Source organism: Streptomyces sp. GbtcB6 (genome assembly GCF_019091475.1).
Lineage (GTDB): Bacteria > Actinomycetota > Actinomycetes > Streptomycetales > Streptomycetaceae > Streptomyces > Streptomyces hyaluromycini.
The window spans coordinates 45,766-63,382 of record NZ_JAGXJL010000043.1 but is presented as its reverse complement, the minus strand read 5'-3'; the positions used below and the strand labels follow the sequence as shown (position 1 = coordinate 63,382).

General features: G+C 70.6%; 15 protein-coding genes. 10 read left to right on the top strand and 5 right to left on the bottom strand.

Going from position 1 to position 17,617, the window contains the following annotated elements:
- Positions 1-90: 90 nt before the first annotated feature.
- A complete protein-coding gene (locus tag KVT45_RS42890; protein ID WP_217554935.1) occupies positions 91-1,275 on the bottom strand; it encodes a serine hydrolase in 1,185 nt (394 codons plus the stop codon).
- Positions 1,276-1,552: 277 nt separating this feature from the next.
- Here KVT45_RS42890 and KVT45_RS42885 point away from each other — a divergent pair, with 277 nt between their 5' ends.
- On the top strand, positions 1,553-3,232 hold the full coding sequence (locus tag KVT45_RS42885) for an RNA polymerase sigma factor (RefSeq protein WP_217554934.1): 1,680 nt from the start codon (positions 1,553-1,555) through the stop codon (positions 3,230-3,232).
- An 80-nt stretch (positions 3,233-3,312) separates the two neighbouring features.
- Here KVT45_RS42885 and KVT45_RS42880 read toward each other — a convergent pair whose 3' ends face one another.
- Both KVT45_RS42880 and KVT45_RS42875 read right to left on the bottom strand, forming a co-directional pair.
- Positions 3,313-3,990: a glycerophosphodiester phosphodiesterase gene (locus tag KVT45_RS42880; protein WP_217554933.1), complete on the bottom strand. Its 678-nt coding sequence runs from the start codon at positions 3,988-3,990 to the stop codon at positions 3,313-3,315.
- Positions 3,991-4,034: 44 nt separating this feature from the next.
- The gene (locus KVT45_RS42875) at positions 4,035-5,231 is read right to left on the bottom strand and encodes an adenosine deaminase (RefSeq protein ID WP_217554932.1); all 1,197 of its coding nucleotides are present in this window, start codon (positions 5,229-5,231) and stop codon (positions 4,035-4,037) included.
- Between the two features lie 37 nt (positions 5,232-5,268).
- Between KVT45_RS42875 and KVT45_RS56900 the strand changes: the two genes are divergently transcribed.
- Positions 5,269-6,012 (top strand): DUF4190 domain-containing protein, encoded by a 744-nt coding sequence (locus KVT45_RS56900; protein ID WP_254648174.1) that lies wholly within the window; start codon positions 5,269-5,271, stop codon positions 6,010-6,012.
- A gap of 141 nt (positions 6,013-6,153) precedes the next feature.
- On the opposite strand, the gene KVT45_RS42865 is transcribed toward KVT45_RS56900, so the two are convergent.
- Positions 6,154-6,717, bottom strand: coding sequence for an NADAR family protein (locus tag KVT45_RS42865; RefSeq protein WP_217554930.1), 564 nt, complete (start codon positions 6,715-6,717; stop codon positions 6,154-6,156).
- 209 nt (positions 6,718-6,926) lie between these two features.
- Between KVT45_RS42865 and KVT45_RS42860 the strand changes: the two genes are divergently transcribed.
- From KVT45_RS42860 to KVT45_RS42825, 8 genes are all read left to right on the top strand, one after another.
- Positions 6,927-8,462 (top strand): gamma-aminobutyraldehyde dehydrogenase, encoded by a 1,536-nt coding sequence (locus KVT45_RS42860; RefSeq protein ID WP_217554928.1) that lies wholly within the window; start codon positions 6,927-6,929, stop codon positions 8,460-8,462.
- A 52-nt stretch (positions 8,463-8,514) separates the two neighbouring features.
- Positions 8,515-9,750 (top strand): PotD/PotF family extracellular solute-binding protein, encoded by a 1,236-nt coding sequence (locus KVT45_RS42855; protein WP_217554926.1) that lies wholly within the window; start codon positions 8,515-8,517, stop codon positions 9,748-9,750.
- A 7-nt stretch (positions 9,751-9,757) separates the two neighbouring features.
- Entirely contained in the window at positions 9,758-10,903 is a 1,146-nt protein-coding gene (locus tag KVT45_RS42850) for an ABC transporter ATP-binding protein (protein ID WP_217554924.1), read from the top strand.
- Entirely contained in the window at positions 10,903-11,835 is a 933-nt protein-coding gene (locus tag KVT45_RS42845) for an ABC transporter permease (protein ID WP_217554923.1), read from the top strand. Before KVT45_RS42850 ends, KVT45_RS42845 begins: the two co-directional genes overlap by 1 nt.
- A complete protein-coding gene (locus KVT45_RS42840; RefSeq protein ID WP_217554922.1) occupies positions 11,836-12,636 on the top strand; it encodes an ABC transporter permease in 801 nt (266 codons plus the stop codon). It abuts the gene before it with no gap.
- Positions 12,637-12,668: 32 nt separating this feature from the next.
- Positions 12,669-14,096 carry an FAD-binding oxidoreductase gene (locus KVT45_RS42835; protein WP_217554921.1) on the top strand — a complete coding sequence of 476 codons (1,428 nt, stop codon included), beginning with the start codon at positions 12,669-12,671 and terminating at the stop codon, positions 14,094-14,096.
- Positions 14,097-14,223: 127 nt separating this feature from the next.
- The gene (locus KVT45_RS42830; RefSeq protein ID WP_217554920.1) at positions 14,224-14,670 is read left to right on the top strand and encodes a hypothetical protein; all 447 of its coding nucleotides are present in this window, start codon (positions 14,224-14,226) and stop codon (positions 14,668-14,670) included.
- A gap of 215 nt (positions 14,671-14,885) precedes the next feature.
- Complete coding sequence (locus tag KVT45_RS42825; protein ID WP_217554919.1) at positions 14,886-16,661, top strand: chitinase; 1,776 nt, start codon at positions 14,886-14,888, stop codon at positions 16,659-16,661.
- Here KVT45_RS42825 and KVT45_RS42820 read toward each other — a convergent pair.
- On the bottom strand, positions 16,600-17,457 hold the full coding sequence (locus tag KVT45_RS42820) for a phosphatase PAP2 family protein (protein WP_308311032.1): 858 nt from the start codon (positions 17,455-17,457) through the stop codon (positions 16,600-16,602). The genes KVT45_RS42825 and KVT45_RS42820 overlap by 62 nt on opposite strands.
- Between the last annotated feature and the right edge of the window lie 160 nt (positions 17,458-17,617).

Genomic DNA, 17,617 nt, shown 5'->3' with positions numbered 1-17,617 from the left:
TACCGGGGTACCAAGGGCCGGTCATCCCCACGGGCGACGGCACGCCGACCGCCCTCACCCCGGGCACCACCTACACGGGCGCGCTCGCCCTCACCCCCGCGTGAGTGCGGCGAGGACGATCCGCTCGGCGACCGGGTTCGTGTCCACGCCCTTCGCGTCGGTCGCGCCGACGGAGTAGACGAGGGTCCGGCTCAGGTCCCGGGTCCCGGCGATGGCCGCGCTGTAGCCGTACCGGGAGCCCGACTTGACCCAGTACACCCGGCCCTCGTACGCGAAGCGCTGCAGCCCGGCGCTGTAGGTGGCGCCCTCGATGTTCGCCGGGACCGTGAACATCTCCTCCAGCTGCGGTCCCGGCGGCACGATCCGCCCCCGGAAGAGGGAGGTGAGCAGCCGTTCCAGGTCCGCGGTGGTGGAGATCATGTCCCCGGCCGCGAACCGGTCCGCCTGGTTCCACTCGGTGACGTCCAGGAACTCCGTCGTCCCGTCGGCCTTCGTCACCTTCTGGTAGCCGTGGTTGTGCGGGCCGCGGATGCGCGGGTCGGTGCCGGGGAAGTAGGTGTCCCGCATCCCGGCGGGACGCAGGACCAGCCGCTCGGCCACCGAGGCGTACGACCGCCCGGTCACCTTCTCGATCAGCAGCCCGAGCACGGTGTAGTTGATGTTGAGGTAGTCCTGCCGGGTGCCCGGCGCGAACTCGGGCCCCTTCGCCACCGCCGACCGCACGACCTGCTGCGGGGTGAGCGTGTCGAAGCGGTGCGCGTACTGCGCCTCGAAGGAGTTGCCCCAGCCGTCGCCCTCCGGGATGCCGCTGGTGTGGTTCAGCAACTGCCGCACCGTGATGGGCTGGAAGGCCGGGGTGAACATACCCGGGAGGTACTGCTGCACCGGCCGGTCGAGGTCGATCCGCCCTTGCGCCGCCAGTTTCAGTACGGCCGCCGCGGTCACCACCTTCGTCGTGGAACCGGCGCGGAAGCGGGCGTCCGGGTCCGCCGCCCGGCCGCTCGCCAGGTCGTGCACGCCCGCGCTGCCGCGCCAGACGCCGTCGGTACCGCCCACCCGGACGAGCGCGGCGGTGGCGTCCGCGTCGGGCAGCCCGGCGATCGCGGCGCGCAGCGCGCCCGCGTCCGGGCCCGTGGAGGTGGGAGCCGAGGGAGCGGCCGGCGCGGAGGCGCGCGCGGGGGTGGCCGCGGCGAAGGCGGGCGCGGCCAGCGGCCCGGCCGTGAGGGCCAGGACGAGGGACGCGGCAAGGGCGGTGCTCCGGGTCTGGACACGCATACGTGAGCTCCAGGAGAGAGGTTGGGAGAAGGGACCCGGACATCCTCCGGGGGGACGGCGGCCGGCCGGATCGTCGGTGAGGAGGGCCCGCCCCCCTGAGCCGTCACCCATCAACTGGCCCGACAAATAGGGGAGTTGAGAGGGTTCACCCCTAGGGGGGGGCGGGCCGCGGGGAACCTAGGGCGAAAAAAGTGTTATCCCGGAACCCCGCGCTCCGTCTCCACACTGTGATCCCCGACATTGCCAAAGCCACCGCCCCGGCTGAGAAGGTGCGGTTATGAGGACGGACGTGCAGCTGTCGCGGCAGTGGCGGGCCACGGTCGCGGCCGCGCAGGCGGGCGACCGGCGTGCGCTGGACGAACTGGTCGAGGGCTGGCTGCCGTTGGTCTACAACGTGGTCGGGCGCGCCCTCAACGGCCACGCCGACGTCGACGACGTCGTCCAGGAGACCATGCTGCGCGCCGTCGACAACCTCGGCACCCTGCGCGACCCGGACAGCTTCCGGTCCTGGCTGGTGGCCATCGCCATGCGGCAGATCCGGGACCGGGCGCGCCGCAGACGGGACCGGAAACTGGACGAGGCGGTCCCGGACGGCACCGCCGACTTCGCCGAACTCACCGTGCTGCGCCTCCAGTTGGAGGGCCAGCGGCGGGAGGTCGCGGAGGCCGTGCGCTGGCTGGACGCCGAGGACCGGCAGCTGGTGTCGCTGTGGTGGCTGGAGGTGTCGGGCGAACTCACCCGGCGTGAACTGGCGGCGGCCGTCGGCATCAGCCGGCAGCACGCCGCCGTCCGCGTCCAGCGGATGAAGGAGCGGCTGGAGACCTCGCGCGGCATCGTGCGCGCCCTGGACGGGGCCTGCCCCGAACTGCGCGAGCTGACCGCCCGCTGGGACGGGCGGCCCGACTCCGTCTGGCGCAAGCGGCTGGCCCGGCACATCCGGGGCTGCGGCTACTGCGGAGACACCCGTGACTCCGTCGTACCGGCGGACCGGCTGCTGGTCGGGATCGCCCTGGTGCCGGTCCCGGTCGGTTTCACACTGTCGCTGGTGCTCGGCGGCAAGACGGCGGCCGCGGCCGGTTCCGCGTCCGCCGGCTGGTCGGCGAAGGTGCTGGGCGCGCTGACCAAACCGGCGGTGGCGGTGACCGCCGGGGCGACGATCGTGGCGGGCGGCGCGTATGTCGTCGTACAGACGCCGCACGACCCGGCACCGCGGACCGCCGCCGTGTCGCCGACGGCGGCGGTCACGAGTGCGGTACCGCAGGCGCCGGTCACCACCGCCTCGCCGTCCCCTTCCACCTCGCCGTCCCCGTCGGCTTCGGCGAGCACGGCGGTCTACGGCTCGGTCGTCGACGCGGTCGACACGGCGCCGGCCCCGGACACCAGGCCGGGTGCGCTGCCGCACCGGCCGGAGGGCGGGATCACCAGCAGCGGCGGGGCGCACGCGGTGCTGAACCACCGCGGCGACAGCGTGACGCTCCGCGGACAGGGCTATGTGCTGGTCCGCTGGCAGATCTCACCGCAGTACCGGGCCGGGAGCCTGGTCATGCCGTCCTGGACCGGGCTGAAGGGGAAGATCTTCCATGTGGCGTCCGGGGGCGGGCGGCGGATGGACGACCGGGTGAGTACGACGGACACGTCCGCGACGGGGATGGGGAACTCGGCGGTGGGGTACGCGGTGCTGCCGTCGGGGGCGCAGCAGATGTGGCAGAACGAGTACTACTACGTCGACGGCAGCGTGACGTTCACGCTGAACGAGCGGGGGGCCGACTACGGGGTGAGCGTCTTTCCGTCGTCGTGGGACGCGGTGGAGAAGGACGTGCTGTACGGGCCTCCGGACGGGGCGACTCGGTATGGGCTGGTGCGGGACGACGGGAAGGATTCGGCGCCGGTTCCGCAGTATGTGACGCGGTCGGTGCCCAGTGATCCGGCGACCGTTGCGCAGCGGTCGCGGGTCTAGTGCGGCTGGGTGGGGGCTGGTCGCGCCCACGCGGCGGAGCCGCATATCAAATACAGCCCCGCGCCCCTTTCGGGGCGCGTTCAGCGGAGGGCGTTGAGTACGTCGACCCTGTTGGTCGTGATCGAGTCGACGCCCGTGTCCAGCAGGCGGCGCAGGGAGCGGCGGGTGTCCGGGGTCCAGCAGGAGATCAAGTAGCCGCTGTGGTGGATGTGCTCGACCAGTTCGGGGTCGAGCAGGCTGAAGCGGTAGTTGAGGTAGCGGGGGCGGATCGCGTCCAGGAGCGCGGGGCGGGCCGGGGCCAGGGTCTTGCGGGTCAGGGCGATCTCGGCGGACGGGTCGGCGGCCCGGACCGCCAGCATCGTGACGGCGTCCCCCGTGTAGTAGACGCGCTCCGTCGCACCGCACTCCCGGGCCACGGCCACGATCCTCGCCACCGCCCGCTCGCTCGGGTCCCCGGGCAGGTCGAGCATCACCCGGCTGCCCTCCGTCGCCGCCAGCGCCTCGGCGAGGGTCGGGACACCGCCCGCGGTGAGGCCGCGCACCTCGTCCGCCGACAGGGTGCGCAGCGGGCGGTCGTGCTCCCACAACCGCTTGAGCGTCTCGTCGTGCAGGAGGACGGGAACACCGTCACGGGTGAGCCGTACGTCGGTCTCCACCGCGTCCGCGCCCCGGCGGAGCGCGGAACGCAGGGAGTCGAGCGTGTTCTCGCGGAAGCGGTAGGGGTCGCCGCGGTGGGCCACGGCGGTCACGGTCTGCATGAGCCCATGGTCTCAGGGCTCCGCAGCGGTTCCGCAGGGGCTCGTCAGGGGGCGAGCCACGCCTTCGTGTACGCGTCGATCTCGGCCGAGACCGACGCCTTGCCCGCCAGGTCCAGGAAGGACGCCTCCACCGCGTTCTTCGCGAGGTCCGCGATGCCGCGCTCGTCGAGACCGAGGAGACGGGCGGCGACCGCGTACTCGCTGTTGAGGTCGGTGCCGAACATCGGCGGGTCGTCGGAGTTGACCGTGACCAGGACACCGGCGGCGACGAAGTCCCTGATCGGGTGCTCCTCCAGGGTGCGGACCGCGCGGGTGGCGATGTTCGAGGTCGGGCAGACCTCCAGCGCGATGCGGTGCTCGGCCAGGTGGGCGAGGAGCTTCGGGTCCTGCGCGGAGCTGGTGCCGTGGCCGATGCGCTCGGCGCGCAGGTGGGTCAGCGCGTCCCAGACCGTGCCGGGGCCGGTGGTCTCGCCCGCGTGCGGGACGGAGCGCAGGCCGGCCGCGATGGCCCGGTCGAAATACGGCTTGAACTGCGGCCGGGGCACCCCGATCTCGGGGCCGCCGAGACCGAACGAGACCAGGCCCTCCGGGCGGAGCCGGTCGTCCGTCGCCAGCCGTGCCGTCTCCTCGGCGGCCTCCAGACCCGCCTCGCCGGGGATGTCGAAGCACCAGCGCAGCACCGTGCCGAACTCGGCCTCCGCCGCCTTCCGCGCGTCCTCGATGGCGTCCATGAAGGCCCGCTCGTCGATCCCGCGCCGGGTGGACGAGAACGGGGTGATCGTCAGCTCGGCGTAGCGCACCTGCTGGCGGGCCAGGTCACGGGCCACCTCGTAGGTGAGCAGCCGCACGTCCTCGGGTGTGCGGATCAGGTCGACCACCGACAGATAGACGTCGATGAAGTGGGCGAAGTCCGTGAACGTGAAGTAGTCGGCCAGGGCCTCGGGGTCGGTCGGGACCTTGGAGTCGGGGTGCCGGGCGGCGAGTTCCGACACGATGCGGGGGGAGGCGGAGCCGACGTGGTGGACGTGCAGTTCGGCCTTGGGCAGTCCGGCGATGAAGGCGTGCACATCGCGCGGGGCGGCGGGTTCGGCGTGGCGGTCGGACAAGGGTTCCTCCCCGGAACGGCGCGGGCCGCCTACGGCGGGGTACGGCCGTGGGGCCCGACGCGGTGATCGGCTGATCGGTGACTCGTGGTCATCGTAGGCCGGGCCGGGATCCGGCCGGGGGCCGGGACGTAGCATGGCGGCGGCATGCGTGCAGGAGAGGGGACATCACACGATGGCTGACGAGGTGCCGGAGGCTCCGAAGGTACGGCTGGACAAGGGGGAGGACGCCGGGGAGGGGGCCGGGGCGGAGGCGCCGGTGATACCGCCGGCGGTTCATGACCAGCGGACGGTCGCGGCGATACCGGGGCCGGACGCCCCCGCCGGCGCACCGCCGCAGGGCTGGGCCAGCCCCTTCGCCGCGCCGTCCGACACGCGCCCGGCTCCGCCGGCGAACCCCTTCGCGGCGCCGGATCCCGCCGCACCGCCGCCCAACCCCTACGCCCCGCCCGCGCCGCAGCAGCCTCAGCAGCCGCAGAGCGCGGCGGTGCCTCCGCCGCCGATCGCCCCGAACGGGCCCGGTCAGGTTCCCTACGGCTACCCCGGTGGCCCTGCTTCCGCCCCGCTCGCGCCCGGATACGGCTATCCCGGCCAGCCGCTGCCGTCGTATCCGGCGGCCGGGCCCGGGGGGTACGGCGGCTGGCCCGGGATGCAGCCGGCACCCGACAACGGGCTGGGGACGGCCGCCATGGTGACCGGGATCATCAGTGCGATCGGGTTCTGCGTGGCGCCGGTCGCGTTGGTGATGGGGGTGCTGGCCATCGTGTTCGGGTCGATCGGGCGGGCCCGGGTGAAGCGGGGCGTGGCGACGAACGGCGGGCAGGCGCTCGCGGGGATCATCTGCGGGTCGGCGGGGCTGGTGCTCGCCGCGGCGTTCATCACGCTGATCGTGGTGGCGGGGAGCCAGGGGAGCCAATAGCTCGGGCGGACCGGTGGGTGGTCGGGTGCGGCGCGGTGGGGGCCGGTCGCGCCCACGCGGCGGAGCCGCATATCGATACAGCCCCGCGCCCCTTTGCGTGGGACCAGTTCCGTCGGTCAGAAGCCCCACCCCCTCATCGTTCTACGCCCCCGCCACCCGCAACCGCTCCCGCGCCTCCATCAACGCGAACCCCAGAAGGTTCAGCCCCCTCCACCGTGCCGGATCCTCCGCCGCCGCGTCCGTCGCCGTCAGGCCGATTCCCCATACCCGGTCCACCGGGCTCGCCTCCACCAGGACCCGGTCGCCGGTCGCCAGCAGGAAGGCCCGTAGCCCGGCGTCGGCGGCGAACTTGTGCACGGTGCCCTCGGTCACGATCTCGAAGCGCTCCCGCTCCCATATCGCCTCGTCGAAGCCCCGGACCAGTCGGCCCGCCTTCTTCGCCTCGGCGGGGTGCCCCGCCGCCAGGACCGCCCGCTCCGCCTCCGCGTCCCCGAAGAGCCGGGCCTTTCCTGCCATCATCCAGTGCTCGGCGGTCGCGTACTCCACACCGTCGACCACGAAGCGTGACGGCCACCACTGGCTCAGACAGCTCGCCGAGACCTGCCCGTCCGGCCTCGGCCGGTGGCCCCAGAAGTGCAGGTACCTGATCCTGGCCCCCGTCTGGACCACCCTGATCAGGGTCTCCACAGAATCGATCTTCGCCATGCACGCCAGTCTGGCAGCCACCACTGACACTCCGTCCCGCCTTTTCCCTGCTGACTCGACACCTGGTCGACAGATTCCGTCGCGTAACCAAAAGGCAACAACGGAATCACTTGTTGGTCGCCCCCTGCTCTGTCAGGATCGGCAGTCAAATCCAGCTGGAGCTACGCCACCCGCCTCTCGGGACGGGGTGACGGCGGAGGAGAACCGACATGGACAACCCGGGCACCGCCACCCCGGATACCTTCCCCGCGCAGGAACGGCTCGCGGGCGGCGCGCAGTACATCGCGGGACGGTTCGCCAAGGGCACGTCGGGCCGTACGCACGCCGTCGTCGACCCGGCCACCGGCGCGGACGTGTACACGTACGAGCTGGCCGGCCCGGAGGACGTCGACCGGGCCGTGGCCGCCGCGCGGGACGCCTTTCCCGGCTGGGCCGCGACCACCCCCGGCGACCGCTCGGACGCGCTGCACCGGTTCGCCGCCGTGCTCGCCGACCGCGCCGAGGAGTTCGCCCGCGCCGAGTCCCTCCAGTGCGGCAAGCCGCTGAAGCTCACGCGCGAGTTCGACGTACCGGGGACCATCGACAACACCGCGTTCTTCGCGGGGGCCGCCCGGCATCTGCAGGGGCAGGCCGCCGCCGAGTACTCCGGTGACCACACCTCCTACATCCGCCGCGAGCCCATCGGTGTCGTCGGCTCCATCGCGCCCTGGAACTACCCGCTCCAGATGGCCGCCTGGAAGATCCTCCCGGCGATCGCGGCCGGCAACACCATCGTGCTGAAGCCCGCCGAGCTGACCCCGCTGACCTCGCTGCTGTTCGCCGAGGCCGCCACTCTCGCCGGTATCCCGGACGGTGTCATCAACATCGTCACCGGGACGGGCAAGGAGGCCGGTGAGCACCTCGTCGGGCACCCCGACGTGGCCATGACCTCCTTCACGGGGTCCACCGGCGTCGGCAAGCGGGTCGCCGAGGTCGCCACCGCGACCGTCAAGCGGCTGCACCTGGAGCTCGGCGGCAAGGCGCCCTTCGTGGTCTTCGACGACGCCGATCTGGAGGCGGCCGTGCACGGGGCCGTCGCGGGGGCGCTCATCAACACCGGGCAGGACTGCACCGCCGCCACGCGCGCGTACGTGCAGCGGCCGCTCTACGAGGCGTTCGTGGAGGGGACGGCCGCCCTGATGGAGACCGTGCGGCTAGGGGACCCGTTCGCTCCCGGTACCGACCTCGGGCCGCTGATCTCGCACGCCCAGCGGGACCGGGTCGCCGGGTTCGTCGAGCGGGCGCGCGGCTACGCGCGCGTGGTGACCGGCGGGGAGGCTCCCGGAGGGGAGCTGAAGAGCGGTGCGTACTACCGGCCGACCCTGGTCGCCGACGCGCCGCAGGACAGCGAGATCGTCCAGTCCGAGATCTTCGGTCCGGTGCTGGTCGTTCTCCCGTTCGACAGTGATGATGAGGGCATCCGGCTGGCCAACGACACCCCGTACGGTCTGGCCGCCTCCGCGTGGACCGGCGGTGTCTACCGGGCCAACCGCGCGACCCGCGAGATCAAGGCGGGGTGCGTGTGGGTCAACGACCACATTCCGATCATCAGCGAGATGCCGCACGGCGGCTACAAGGCGTCCGGCTTCGGCAAGGACATGTCGGCGTACTCGTTCGAGGAGTACACCCAGGTCAAGCACGTTATGTTCGACAATACGGCGGTGGCGCGGAAGGACTGGCACCGCACGATCTTCGGGGACCGATAGTCACATCTTCGGCCGTTCGTCACGGCCCCCTTCCCGAAAGGGCATCAAGCGCATGAGGCAGTACGAGCCCGACCGCCCGACCCCGGTAGAAGTGGCCGCCATGCGGCGCAGCCTCCGCACCGGCCGGGCCGCCCTGGCCCGCCGGTCGTTCCTGGGCGGCGCGCTCGCGGTGGGCGGCGTCGGGGCGCTGAGCGCCTGCGGCATCCCCGCGGCCGGCAAGTCCCAGGGCGGGGTCTCCGCCGACGACCACTCGGCCACGGAGAAGGTCGTCAACTTCTCCAACTGGCCCGAGTACATCGACGTGGACGACAGCGGGAAGAACCATCCGACCCTGGACGCGTTCCGCAAGCGGACCGGCATCACGGTGAAGTACACCGAGGACATCAACGACAACGACGAGTTCTTCGGCAAGATCCAGCCGCAGCTCGCCGCCGGCCAGGACACCGGCCGGGACCTGATCGTCCTCACCGACTGGCTGGCCGCCCGCATGATCAGGCTCGGTTACGTCCAGAAACTGGACGCGTCGAACCTGCCGCATGCCTTCGCCAACCTGTCGGACCAGTTCCGCAGCCCCGACTGGGACCCGGGCCGGGCCTACTCGTACCCCTGGCAGGGCATCTCGACGGTCGTCGCCTTCAACAAGAAGGCGCTGAACGGCGTCGAGGTGAAGTCGGTCTCCGACCTGCTCGACAACCCCGCGCTCAAGGGCCGGGTCGGCCTGCTGACGGAGATGCGGGACACCATAGGCATGACCATGCTCGACATGGGCATCGACCCGGCGAAGTTCACCGACGACAACTACGACTCGGTGATCGCCCGGCTGCAGAAGGCCGTCGACAAGGGCCAGATCCGCCGCTTCACGGGCAACGACTACACCTCGGACCTCAGCAAGGGCGACCTGGCCGCCTGTGTCGCCTGGGCCGGCGACATCGTGCAGCTCCAGGCCGACAACCCGGACGTCTCCTACGTCATCCCGGCCAGCGGCTACATGACGTCGACCGACAACATGCTGGTCCCGAACAAGGCGCGCCACAAGACGAACGCCGAGCGGCTCATCGACTACTACTACGAGCCCGAGCCGGCCGCGGAACTCGCCGCCTACATCAACTACGTCAGCCCGGTCGCGGACGTGCAGCCGTACCTTGCCAAGATCGACAAGTCGGCGGCCGACAACCCGTTGATCGTGCCCGACAAGGCCATGCAGGCCAGGTCCCACGCCTTCCGCTCGCTGAGCTCGAAGGAAGAGACGGCCTACCAGCAGAAGTTCGCGAAGCTCACAGGGGCGTGACGACACAATGACGACAGACAACAGCGGCGACGTCCGCCTCACCGGCATCGGCAAGACCTACGACAACGGCTTCACCGCCGTACATCCGATGGACCTGACCGTGCCGCAGGGCTCCTTCTTCGCCCTCCTCGGTGCCTCCGGCTGCGGCAAGACCACCACCCTGCGGATGATCGCGGGGCTCGAGGAGCCGACCAGCGGCACCGTGCACCTCGGCGACCAGGACGTGACCCATCTGCCGCCGTACCGGAGGCCGGTGAACACGGTCTTCCAGTCGTACGCCCTCTTCCCGCACCTCGACATCTTCGAGAACGTCGCCTTCGGCCTGCGCCGGCGCGGCATCAAGAGCGTGAAGAAGCAGGTGGAGGACATGCTGGAGCTGGTCCAGCTGGGCGAGCAGGCGCGCAAGAAGCCGCACCAGCTCTCCGGCGGCCAGCAGCAGCGTGTCGCCGTGGCCCGCGCGCTCATCAACCACCCGAAGGTGCTCCTCCTCGACGAGCCGCTCGGCGCCCTCGACCTCAAGCTGCGCCGTCAGATGCAGCTGGAGCTCAAGCGGATCCAGACCGAGGTCGGCATCACCTTCGTCCACGTCACGCACGACCAGGAGGAGGCCATGACCATGGCCGACACGGTCGCCGTGATGAACGCGGGGCGCGTCGAGCAGCTCGGTTCCCCGGCCGACCTCTACGAGAACCCGAACACGACCTTCGTCGCCAACTTCCTCGGCACCTCGAACCTCATCGAGGCCGAGGTCGACACGAAGAACGGTGACGACATCATCCTGAAGGCCGGCGGCGGGAAGCTGGTGCTGCCCGAGGCGCGATGTTCGGCGCCGACCACGACCGGCGGCAAGGTGCTGGTAGGGGTCCGGCCCGAGAAGATCTCCCTCACGCACGCGGACGACGCGGGCTCCATCCCCGAGGGCCGCAACCGGATCACCGGCAAGGTCGTCGACGCCAGCTTCATCGGCGTCTCCACGCAGTACGTCATCGACAGCCCGGTCTGCGACGAATTCGCGGTGTACGTACAGAACGTCGAGCGCGACGGACGGCTCGTCCCCGGCGCCGACGTCGTCCTGCACTGGAGCCCGGCCCACACCTTCGGCCTCGACGCCGCCCAGGACATCGACGCCGGCACCGAGGAGGAGGCCGCCTGATGGCCACGCTCTCCGAGGCGCCCTCGCCGCCGGCGGCCGCCGAACCCGAGACGAAGAAGGCTCCGCGCAAGCGCGGCAAGTGGACCCCCTACTGGCTGCTGCTGCCCGGCATCCTCTGGCTGGTCGTCTTCTTCGCCCTGCCGATGATCTACCAGGGGTCCACGTCGATCCAGACGGGCTCCCTGGAAGAGGGCTACAAGGTCACCTGGCACTTCGTGACCTACTGGGACGCGCTGAGCGAGTACTGGCCGCAGTTCCTCAGGTCCGTCTTCTACGCGGCCGCGGCAACCGTGCTGTGTCTGCTGCTCGGCTACCCGCTGGCGTATCTCATCGCCTTCCGCGCCGGCCGCTGGCGGAACCTGATCATGATCCTGGTGATCGCGCCGTTCTTCACCAGCTTCCTGATCCGCACCCTGGCCTGGAAGACGATCCTCGCCGACAACGGCCCGGTCGTGCACGTCCTGAACTCGCTGCACATCCTGAGCGTCACCGACTTCCTCGGCTGGACGGCCGGCGACCGCGTGCTGGCCACACCGCTCGCCGTCGTCTGCGGTCTGACGTACAACTTCCTGCCGTTCATGATCCTGCCGCTCTACACCTCGCTGGAGCGGATCGACGGACGGCTGCACGAGGCGGCCGGCGACCTGTACGCCAAGCCGTGGACGACGTTCCGGAAGGTCACCTTCCCGCTGTCGATGCCGGGCGTGGTCTCCGGCACGCTGCTGACCTTCATCCCGGCGGCCGGTGACTACGTCAACGCCGAACTCCTCGGCTCGACCGACACCCGCATGATCGGAAACGTGATCCAGACGCAGTTCCTGCGGATTCTCGATTACCCGACGGCGGCCGCCCTTTCCTTCATCCTCATGGCCTCGATCCTGCTCATGGTCACCATCTACATTCGCCGGTCCGGGACGGAGGACTTGGTCTAAATGCCCTTCGTCAACTGGTTCAAGAAGCGTCTCGTCGTCATCGCGGGACTGCTGACCCTCGGATATCTCCTCCTTCCGAACGTCATCGTCACGGTGTTCTCCTTCAACAAACCGAAGGGGCGCTTCAACTACGAATGGCAGCAGTTCTCGCTCGACGCCTGGAAGCAGCCGTGCGGGGTCGCCGACATGTGCGGCTCGCTCTCCATCAGCCTCCGGATCGCCACCCTGGCGACGATCGGCGCCACCGTCCTCGGCACGATGATCGCCTTCGCACTGGTCCGCTACCGGTTCCGGGCCCGCGGCGCCGTGAACTCGCTGATCTTCCTGCCGATGGCGATGCCCGAGGTCGTCATGGCGGCCTCGCTGCTCACCCTGTTCCTCAACATGGGCGCCCAGCTGGGCTTCTACACCATCCTGATCGCCCACATCATGTTCTGCCTCAGCTTCGTCGTCACCGCGGTCAAGGCGCGCGTGATGTCGATGGACCCGCGCCTGGAGGAGGCGGCCCGGGACCTCTACGCCGGACCGGTGCAGACGTTCGTCAGGGTCACCCTCCCCATCGCGGCCCCCGGAATCGCGGCGGGCGCGCTGCTCTCCTTCGCGCTCTCCTTCGACGATTTCATCATCACCAATTTCAACGCGGGCTCCACCGTCACCTTCCCCATGTTCGTCTGGGGTTCGGCACAGCGCGGCACGCCCGTCCAGATCAATGTCATCGGTACGGCCATGTTCCTGGTCGCCGTACTGTTCGTCCTGGCATCGATGCTCATCAACAACCGCCGCAACAGGCAAAAGGCATAACCACTGATTGACTCTGTAGGGAGTTGAAAATCATGGCCCCAAGCGCCATGAGCCGTCAGGCAGATTGGACCAGGTCTCTCTCCGAAGCACAGCCGGTCCCGTACTGGCTCGAAGACCCCGGCAAGCCCCACCCCGAGCCCGCGCTGACCGGCGCCGACACCTGCGACCTGCTGGTCGTCGGCGGCGGCTACAGCGGACTGTGGACCGCGCTCAACGCCAAGGAGCGCGACCCCGGGCGCGATGTGGTCCTGCTGGAAGGCCACGAGGTGGGCTGGGCCGCCTCGGGCCGCAACGGCGGCTTCTGCGCCGCCTCCCTCACCCACGGGCTGCCCAACGGCCTCGCCCGCTGGCCCGAGGAGATCCACCGCATCGAGGAGCTGGGCCGGCGCAACCTCGACGAGATCGAGGCCGCCGTCGCCCGGCACGGCATCGACTGCGAGTTCGAGCGCACCGGCGAGATCGACGTCGCGACCGAGACCTACCAGGCGTGGGAACTGCGCGACTGGCACAAGGACCTGGAGCAGCGGGGCCTCGCGGAAGACCTGGAGTTCCTCGACGCCGACGCGGTGCGCGCACAGGTGAACTCGCCGACCTTCGAGGCGGGTCTGTGGGACCGCCGGGGCGTGGCCATGCTCAACCCGGCCAAGCTCGCCTGGGGCCTCAAGCAGGCCTGCCTCGCGCTGGGCGTGCGGGTGTACGAGCACACGCCGGCCCTCGCCCTGAAGGCCTACGGCGCCGGCATGGCCGTACGCACCCCGTACGGGGCGGTCCGCGCCCGGCAGGTCGCGCTCGCCACCAACATCTTCCCGAACCTGCTCAAACGGGTCCGCGCCTACACCGTCCCGGTCTACGACTACGCCCTGATGACCGAGCCGCTCACCGCCGAGCAGCTCGGCGCGATCGGCTGGAAGAACCGGCAGGGCCTCGGCGACTCCGCCAACCAGTTCCACTACTTCCGGCTGTCCGCCGACAACCGCATCCTGTGGGGCGGCTACGACGCCATCCACCACTACGGCGGCCGGGTGCGCCGCGAGTACGACGACCGCCCGGAGACCTACGCCAAGCTCGCCGAGCACTTCTTCACCTGCTTCCCGCAGCTGGAGGGCGCCCGCTTCACGCACGCCTGGGGCGGCGCGATCGACACCTGCTCCCGCTTCTCGGCGTTCTTCGGCACCGCGCACCAGGGGAAGGTGGCGTACGCGGCGGGCTACACCGGCCTCGGCGTCGGTGCCACCCGCTTCGGCGCCGACGTGATGCTGGACCTGCTGTCGGGGGAGGAGACCGAGCGCACCCGCCTGGAGATGGTCCGCAAGAAACCGCTGCCGTTCCCGCCCGAGCCGTTCGCCTGGACGGGCATCGCCCTCACCAAGTGGTCGCTGGCCCGCGCCGACGCCCACGGCGGCCGCCGCAACCTGTGGCTGCGGGCGATGGACCGGCTGGGTCTCGGCTTCGACAGCTGAGCCGGTTCATTATGTGATCCAGCTCACTTCAACGCGGCGCTGAAACCCGCGTAATGCCCCTGGAAGACCTCCCTCTCTCCCCGTGACGCGACGCCCGCGTCGACGAGTGGGACGGGGAGGTCTTCTGATGACTGGGGCGAAGACGGCGGTCGAATGGCTGGCATCCGTCGCACCGGATCCCGAGGCCTGCCGCTGGGAATGGGAGCGCAACCCCCTGGGGCGCGCGCTGCTGCCAGCCGGCAGGGCCTGGGACGTACTGATCCTGCCGGGTGAGCTCGGCTATCCGACCCTCGACGTGCTCACCCGCGTCCTCGACCAGCCAGGGCCCGTCCTGGTCGACTTCGGGGACGACCGGGTGGGCTTCTTCGTGCCGCCCGGCACGGCCGCCCGGTGGCTCGGCACGGGGATCCGCACGGCGGGGGCCGGCACCTGGATCGTCGTGCCGTATCCCGGGCGGTCGACGCAGGGGGTGCGGTGGCTGGTGGTGCCGGACGGGTCGGGGACGCTGACGGATCCGGGGCTGCTGGAGCTGGCCATGCACGAGGCTGCCGCCGGCTTGGCCGACGGTGACTAGGCGCCGCGGTGGGTGCGGCCGGCGGTCGGGTGCGGCGCCGTTGTGGCTGGTCGCGCAGTTCCCCGCGCCCCTTTGCGGGGTGGCAGGGCTGTGCGCCGGATCGTTGCCGTAGGCCTTGACAAGCCAATTGGTCTGGACCAAATTGAGCGAGCACCCCACCTCCAATTCCCCCACCACCGGAGGCACTTGTGGTTCGCGCGAGACCTGTTCTCACCATGCTCACGGCCCTGCTGTTGGCCGTACCCGGTATCACCGCGCTCTCGTCGGCCGCCCGGGCGGCCGACGCGGACCTCGCCGTCAACGGCGGATTCGAATCCGGCCTCTCCGGCTGGACCTGCACGGCGGGCAGCGGTACGACGGTCAACTCACCCGTGCACAGCGGGGCTTCCGCGCTGCAGGCGACCCCGGCCGGCAGTGACAACGCCCAGTGCGCGCAGACCGTGACCGTCAAGCCGAGCTCGCAGTACACCCTGTCCGGCTACGTCCGCGGCTCCTACGTCTACCTCGGCGCGAGCGGCACCGGCACCACCGACGTCTCCACCTGGACCCAGTCCGCCCCCGACTGGCAGAAACTCACGACCACCTTCACCACCGGCGCCTCGACGTCCAAGGTCACGATCTACACCCACGGCTGGTACGGCACCGGCGCCTACTACGCCGACGACGTGTCGCTGGTCGGACCGGGCGCCTCCGCGGGCCAGCCGCCGGCCGCGCCCACCGGCCTCACCGCCGGCACGATCACCTCCTCCAGCGTGGCCCTCTCCTGGACGGCGGCCACCGGCGCCACGAGCTACGCGGTCTACCGTGACGGGGCCAAGGTCCAGACGGCGACCGGGACCTCGGCCACCGTGACCGGGCTGTCCCCGTCGACGGCGTACAGCTTCCAGGTCACCGCCGTGAACGATGCCGGCGAGTCCGCGAAGTCGGCCGCGGTGACGGCCACCACGACCGCCGGTTCCTCCGGCGGCTCCACCGGCCTGCCCACGCACGCCCTCGTCGGCTACCTGCACTCCTCCTTCGCCAACGGCTCCGGCTACACCCGGCTCGCCGACGTCCCCGACAGCTGGGACGTCATCGACCTGGCCTTCGGTGAACCGACGTCGGCCACCTCCGGGGACATCCGCTTCAACCGCTGCCCGGTCACCGAGTGCGCGAACGTCGAGAGCGACGCCGACTTCAAGGCGGCGATCAAGGCCAAGCAGGCGGCCGGCAAGAAGGTGCTGATATCGATCGGCGGCGCCAACGGGCAGGTCCAGCTCACCACGACGGCCGCCCGGGACACCTTCGTCTCCTCCGTCTCGAACATCATCGACACCTACGGCCTCGACGGCCTGGACATCGACTTCGAGGGCCACTCGCTCTCCCTGGACACGAGCGACACGGACTTCAAGAACCCGACGACCCCGGTGATCGTCAACCTCATCTCCGCGCTGAAGACGCTGAAGGCGAAGTACGGGTCGAAGTTCGTGCTGTCGATGGCGCCCGAGACCTTCTTCGTGCAGATGGGCTACCAGTTCTACGGCACCGGCAAGTTCGGCGGCCAGGACCCGCGCTGCGGGGCGTACCTCCCGGTCATCTACGCCCTCCGCGACGACCTGACCCTGTTGCACGTCCAGGACTACAACTCGGGCTCGATCATGGGCCTCGACAACCAGTACCACTCCATGGGCGGCGCCGACTTCCACATCGCCATGACCGACATGCTGCTCACCGGCTTCCCGGTGGCGGGCGACGCGAACAACGTCTTCCCGCCCCTGCGCCCGGACCAGATCGCCATCGGCATGCCGGCGTCGACCAACGCGGGCAACGGCTACGTGGCCCCGTCCGAGGTCACCAAGACCCTGGACTGCCTGACGAAGAAGACGAACTGCGGGTCGTACGCCACCCACGGCACCTGGCCGGCCCTGCGCGGCCTGATGACCTGGTCGATCAACTGGGACCGGTTCTCGAACTGGGAGTTCCAGAAGAACTTCGACGCGTACTTCGGGTGAGCAGCAGCCCCAGTGACGTCAGCAGGACGGTGGCCAGGCACCAGCTGGCCACCACGTCCAGCGGCCAGTGATAGCCGCGGCGGACCAGGCCGTAGGAGACGCCGAGGACCAGGGCCGCGCAGACGGCGACGGTGGTCAGGCGGGCGGCGGCGGACGTGAGCCAGGGGAGGAGGAGCAGGGTCGCGGAGCCGTACGCGATCGCCGCCGTCGCCGTGTGGCCGGAGGGGAAGTAGCCGACCGCCGGGGGCACCACCGGGGTCCCCGGACGGGCGGTCCAGTCCTTGACCGGCACGATGATCGCCGGGACCAGGGCCATCAGGACGGCGGCGGCCGCGGGCGGCAGCCACCAGCGGTCTGTACCAGTGGCATGGCCGCGCCGGGCGACGTAACCGATGACGAGCACCAGGACCGGGACCGCGACCTGCACGTTCCCGAGGTCGGAGAGGAGCTCGGAGAACCGGTCCGGGTGGACGAGTGCGCTGCTCAGGCGGCTGTCCAGGCGGAGCAGCGGGCCATGGGCCACGACCTGCCAGGTGATCAGCGCGAAGAGGAGGGCCGGCAGGCCCAGAAGCGCCAGGAGTCCCACGAGGGGAAGGCGAAGGAAGGAGGTCGGCCGCCCCGGAACAGGGGGGGTAGTTCCGAGGCGGCCGTCCGGATCGGAACGCCGCGCGCCCCGGGGGGTTTGGGGCGGGCGACCGTCCGATCGGTGAGGAGATCCGGAGCCGGAGGCCCCGGTTGTGTGCGCGAGGGCACGACCAGGTCGAAGCTGGGGAGGCCCCGGCCTGAAATCGCCCACAGTCCCCTGTGGGCGGGGTGTATCTCTCATCTGGGTAGAACCTACGGCAGGGTCCGGTGCGGCGACAGGCGGAATCGCGTCCCGTCATGCACCTCGCACACCTTCTTCACACGGCCTGACGGGGGCCGCCCCAGCCCCCCGCATCACGCCAGGTGGGAGG

Coding starts and splice junctions, on each gene's coding strand:
- KVT45_RS42890 (WP_217554935.1), bottom strand. CDS start 1,275: ATGCGTGTCCAGACCCGGAGCACCGCCCTTGCCGCGTCCCTCGTCCTG.
- KVT45_RS42885 (WP_217554934.1), top strand. CDS start 1,553: ATGAGGACGGACGTGCAGCTGTCGCGGCAGTGGCGGGCCACGGTCGCG.
- KVT45_RS42880 (WP_217554933.1), bottom strand. CDS start 3,990: ATGCAGACCGTGACCGCCGTGGCCCACCGCGGCGACCCCTACCGCTTC.
- KVT45_RS42875 (WP_217554932.1), bottom strand. CDS start 5,231: ATGCTACGTCCCGGCCCCCGGCCGGATCCCGGCCCGGCCTACGATGAC.
- KVT45_RS56900 (WP_254648174.1), top strand. CDS start 5,269: ATGGCTGACGAGGTGCCGGAGGCTCCGAAGGTACGGCTGGACAAGGGG.
- KVT45_RS42865 (WP_217554930.1), bottom strand. CDS start 6,717: ATGGCGAAGATCGATTCTGTGGAGACCCTGATCAGGGTGGTCCAGACG.
- KVT45_RS42860 (WP_217554928.1), top strand. CDS start 6,927: ATGGACAACCCGGGCACCGCCACCCCGGATACCTTCCCCGCGCAGGAA.
- KVT45_RS42855 (WP_217554926.1), top strand. CDS start 8,515: ATGAGGCAGTACGAGCCCGACCGCCCGACCCCGGTAGAAGTGGCCGCC.
- KVT45_RS42850 (WP_217554924.1), top strand. CDS start 9,758: ATGACGACAGACAACAGCGGCGACGTCCGCCTCACCGGCATCGGCAAG.
- KVT45_RS42845 (WP_217554923.1), top strand. CDS start 10,903: ATGGCCACGCTCTCCGAGGCGCCCTCGCCGCCGGCGGCCGCCGAACCC.
- KVT45_RS42840 (WP_217554922.1), top strand. CDS start 11,836: ATGCCCTTCGTCAACTGGTTCAAGAAGCGTCTCGTCGTCATCGCGGGA.
- KVT45_RS42835 (WP_217554921.1), top strand. CDS start 12,669: ATGGCCCCAAGCGCCATGAGCCGTCAGGCAGATTGGACCAGGTCTCTC.
- KVT45_RS42830 (WP_217554920.1), top strand. CDS start 14,224: ATGACTGGGGCGAAGACGGCGGTCGAATGGCTGGCATCCGTCGCACCG.
- KVT45_RS42825 (WP_217554919.1), top strand. CDS start 14,886: ATGCTCACGGCCCTGCTGTTGGCCGTACCCGGTATCACCGCGCTCTCG.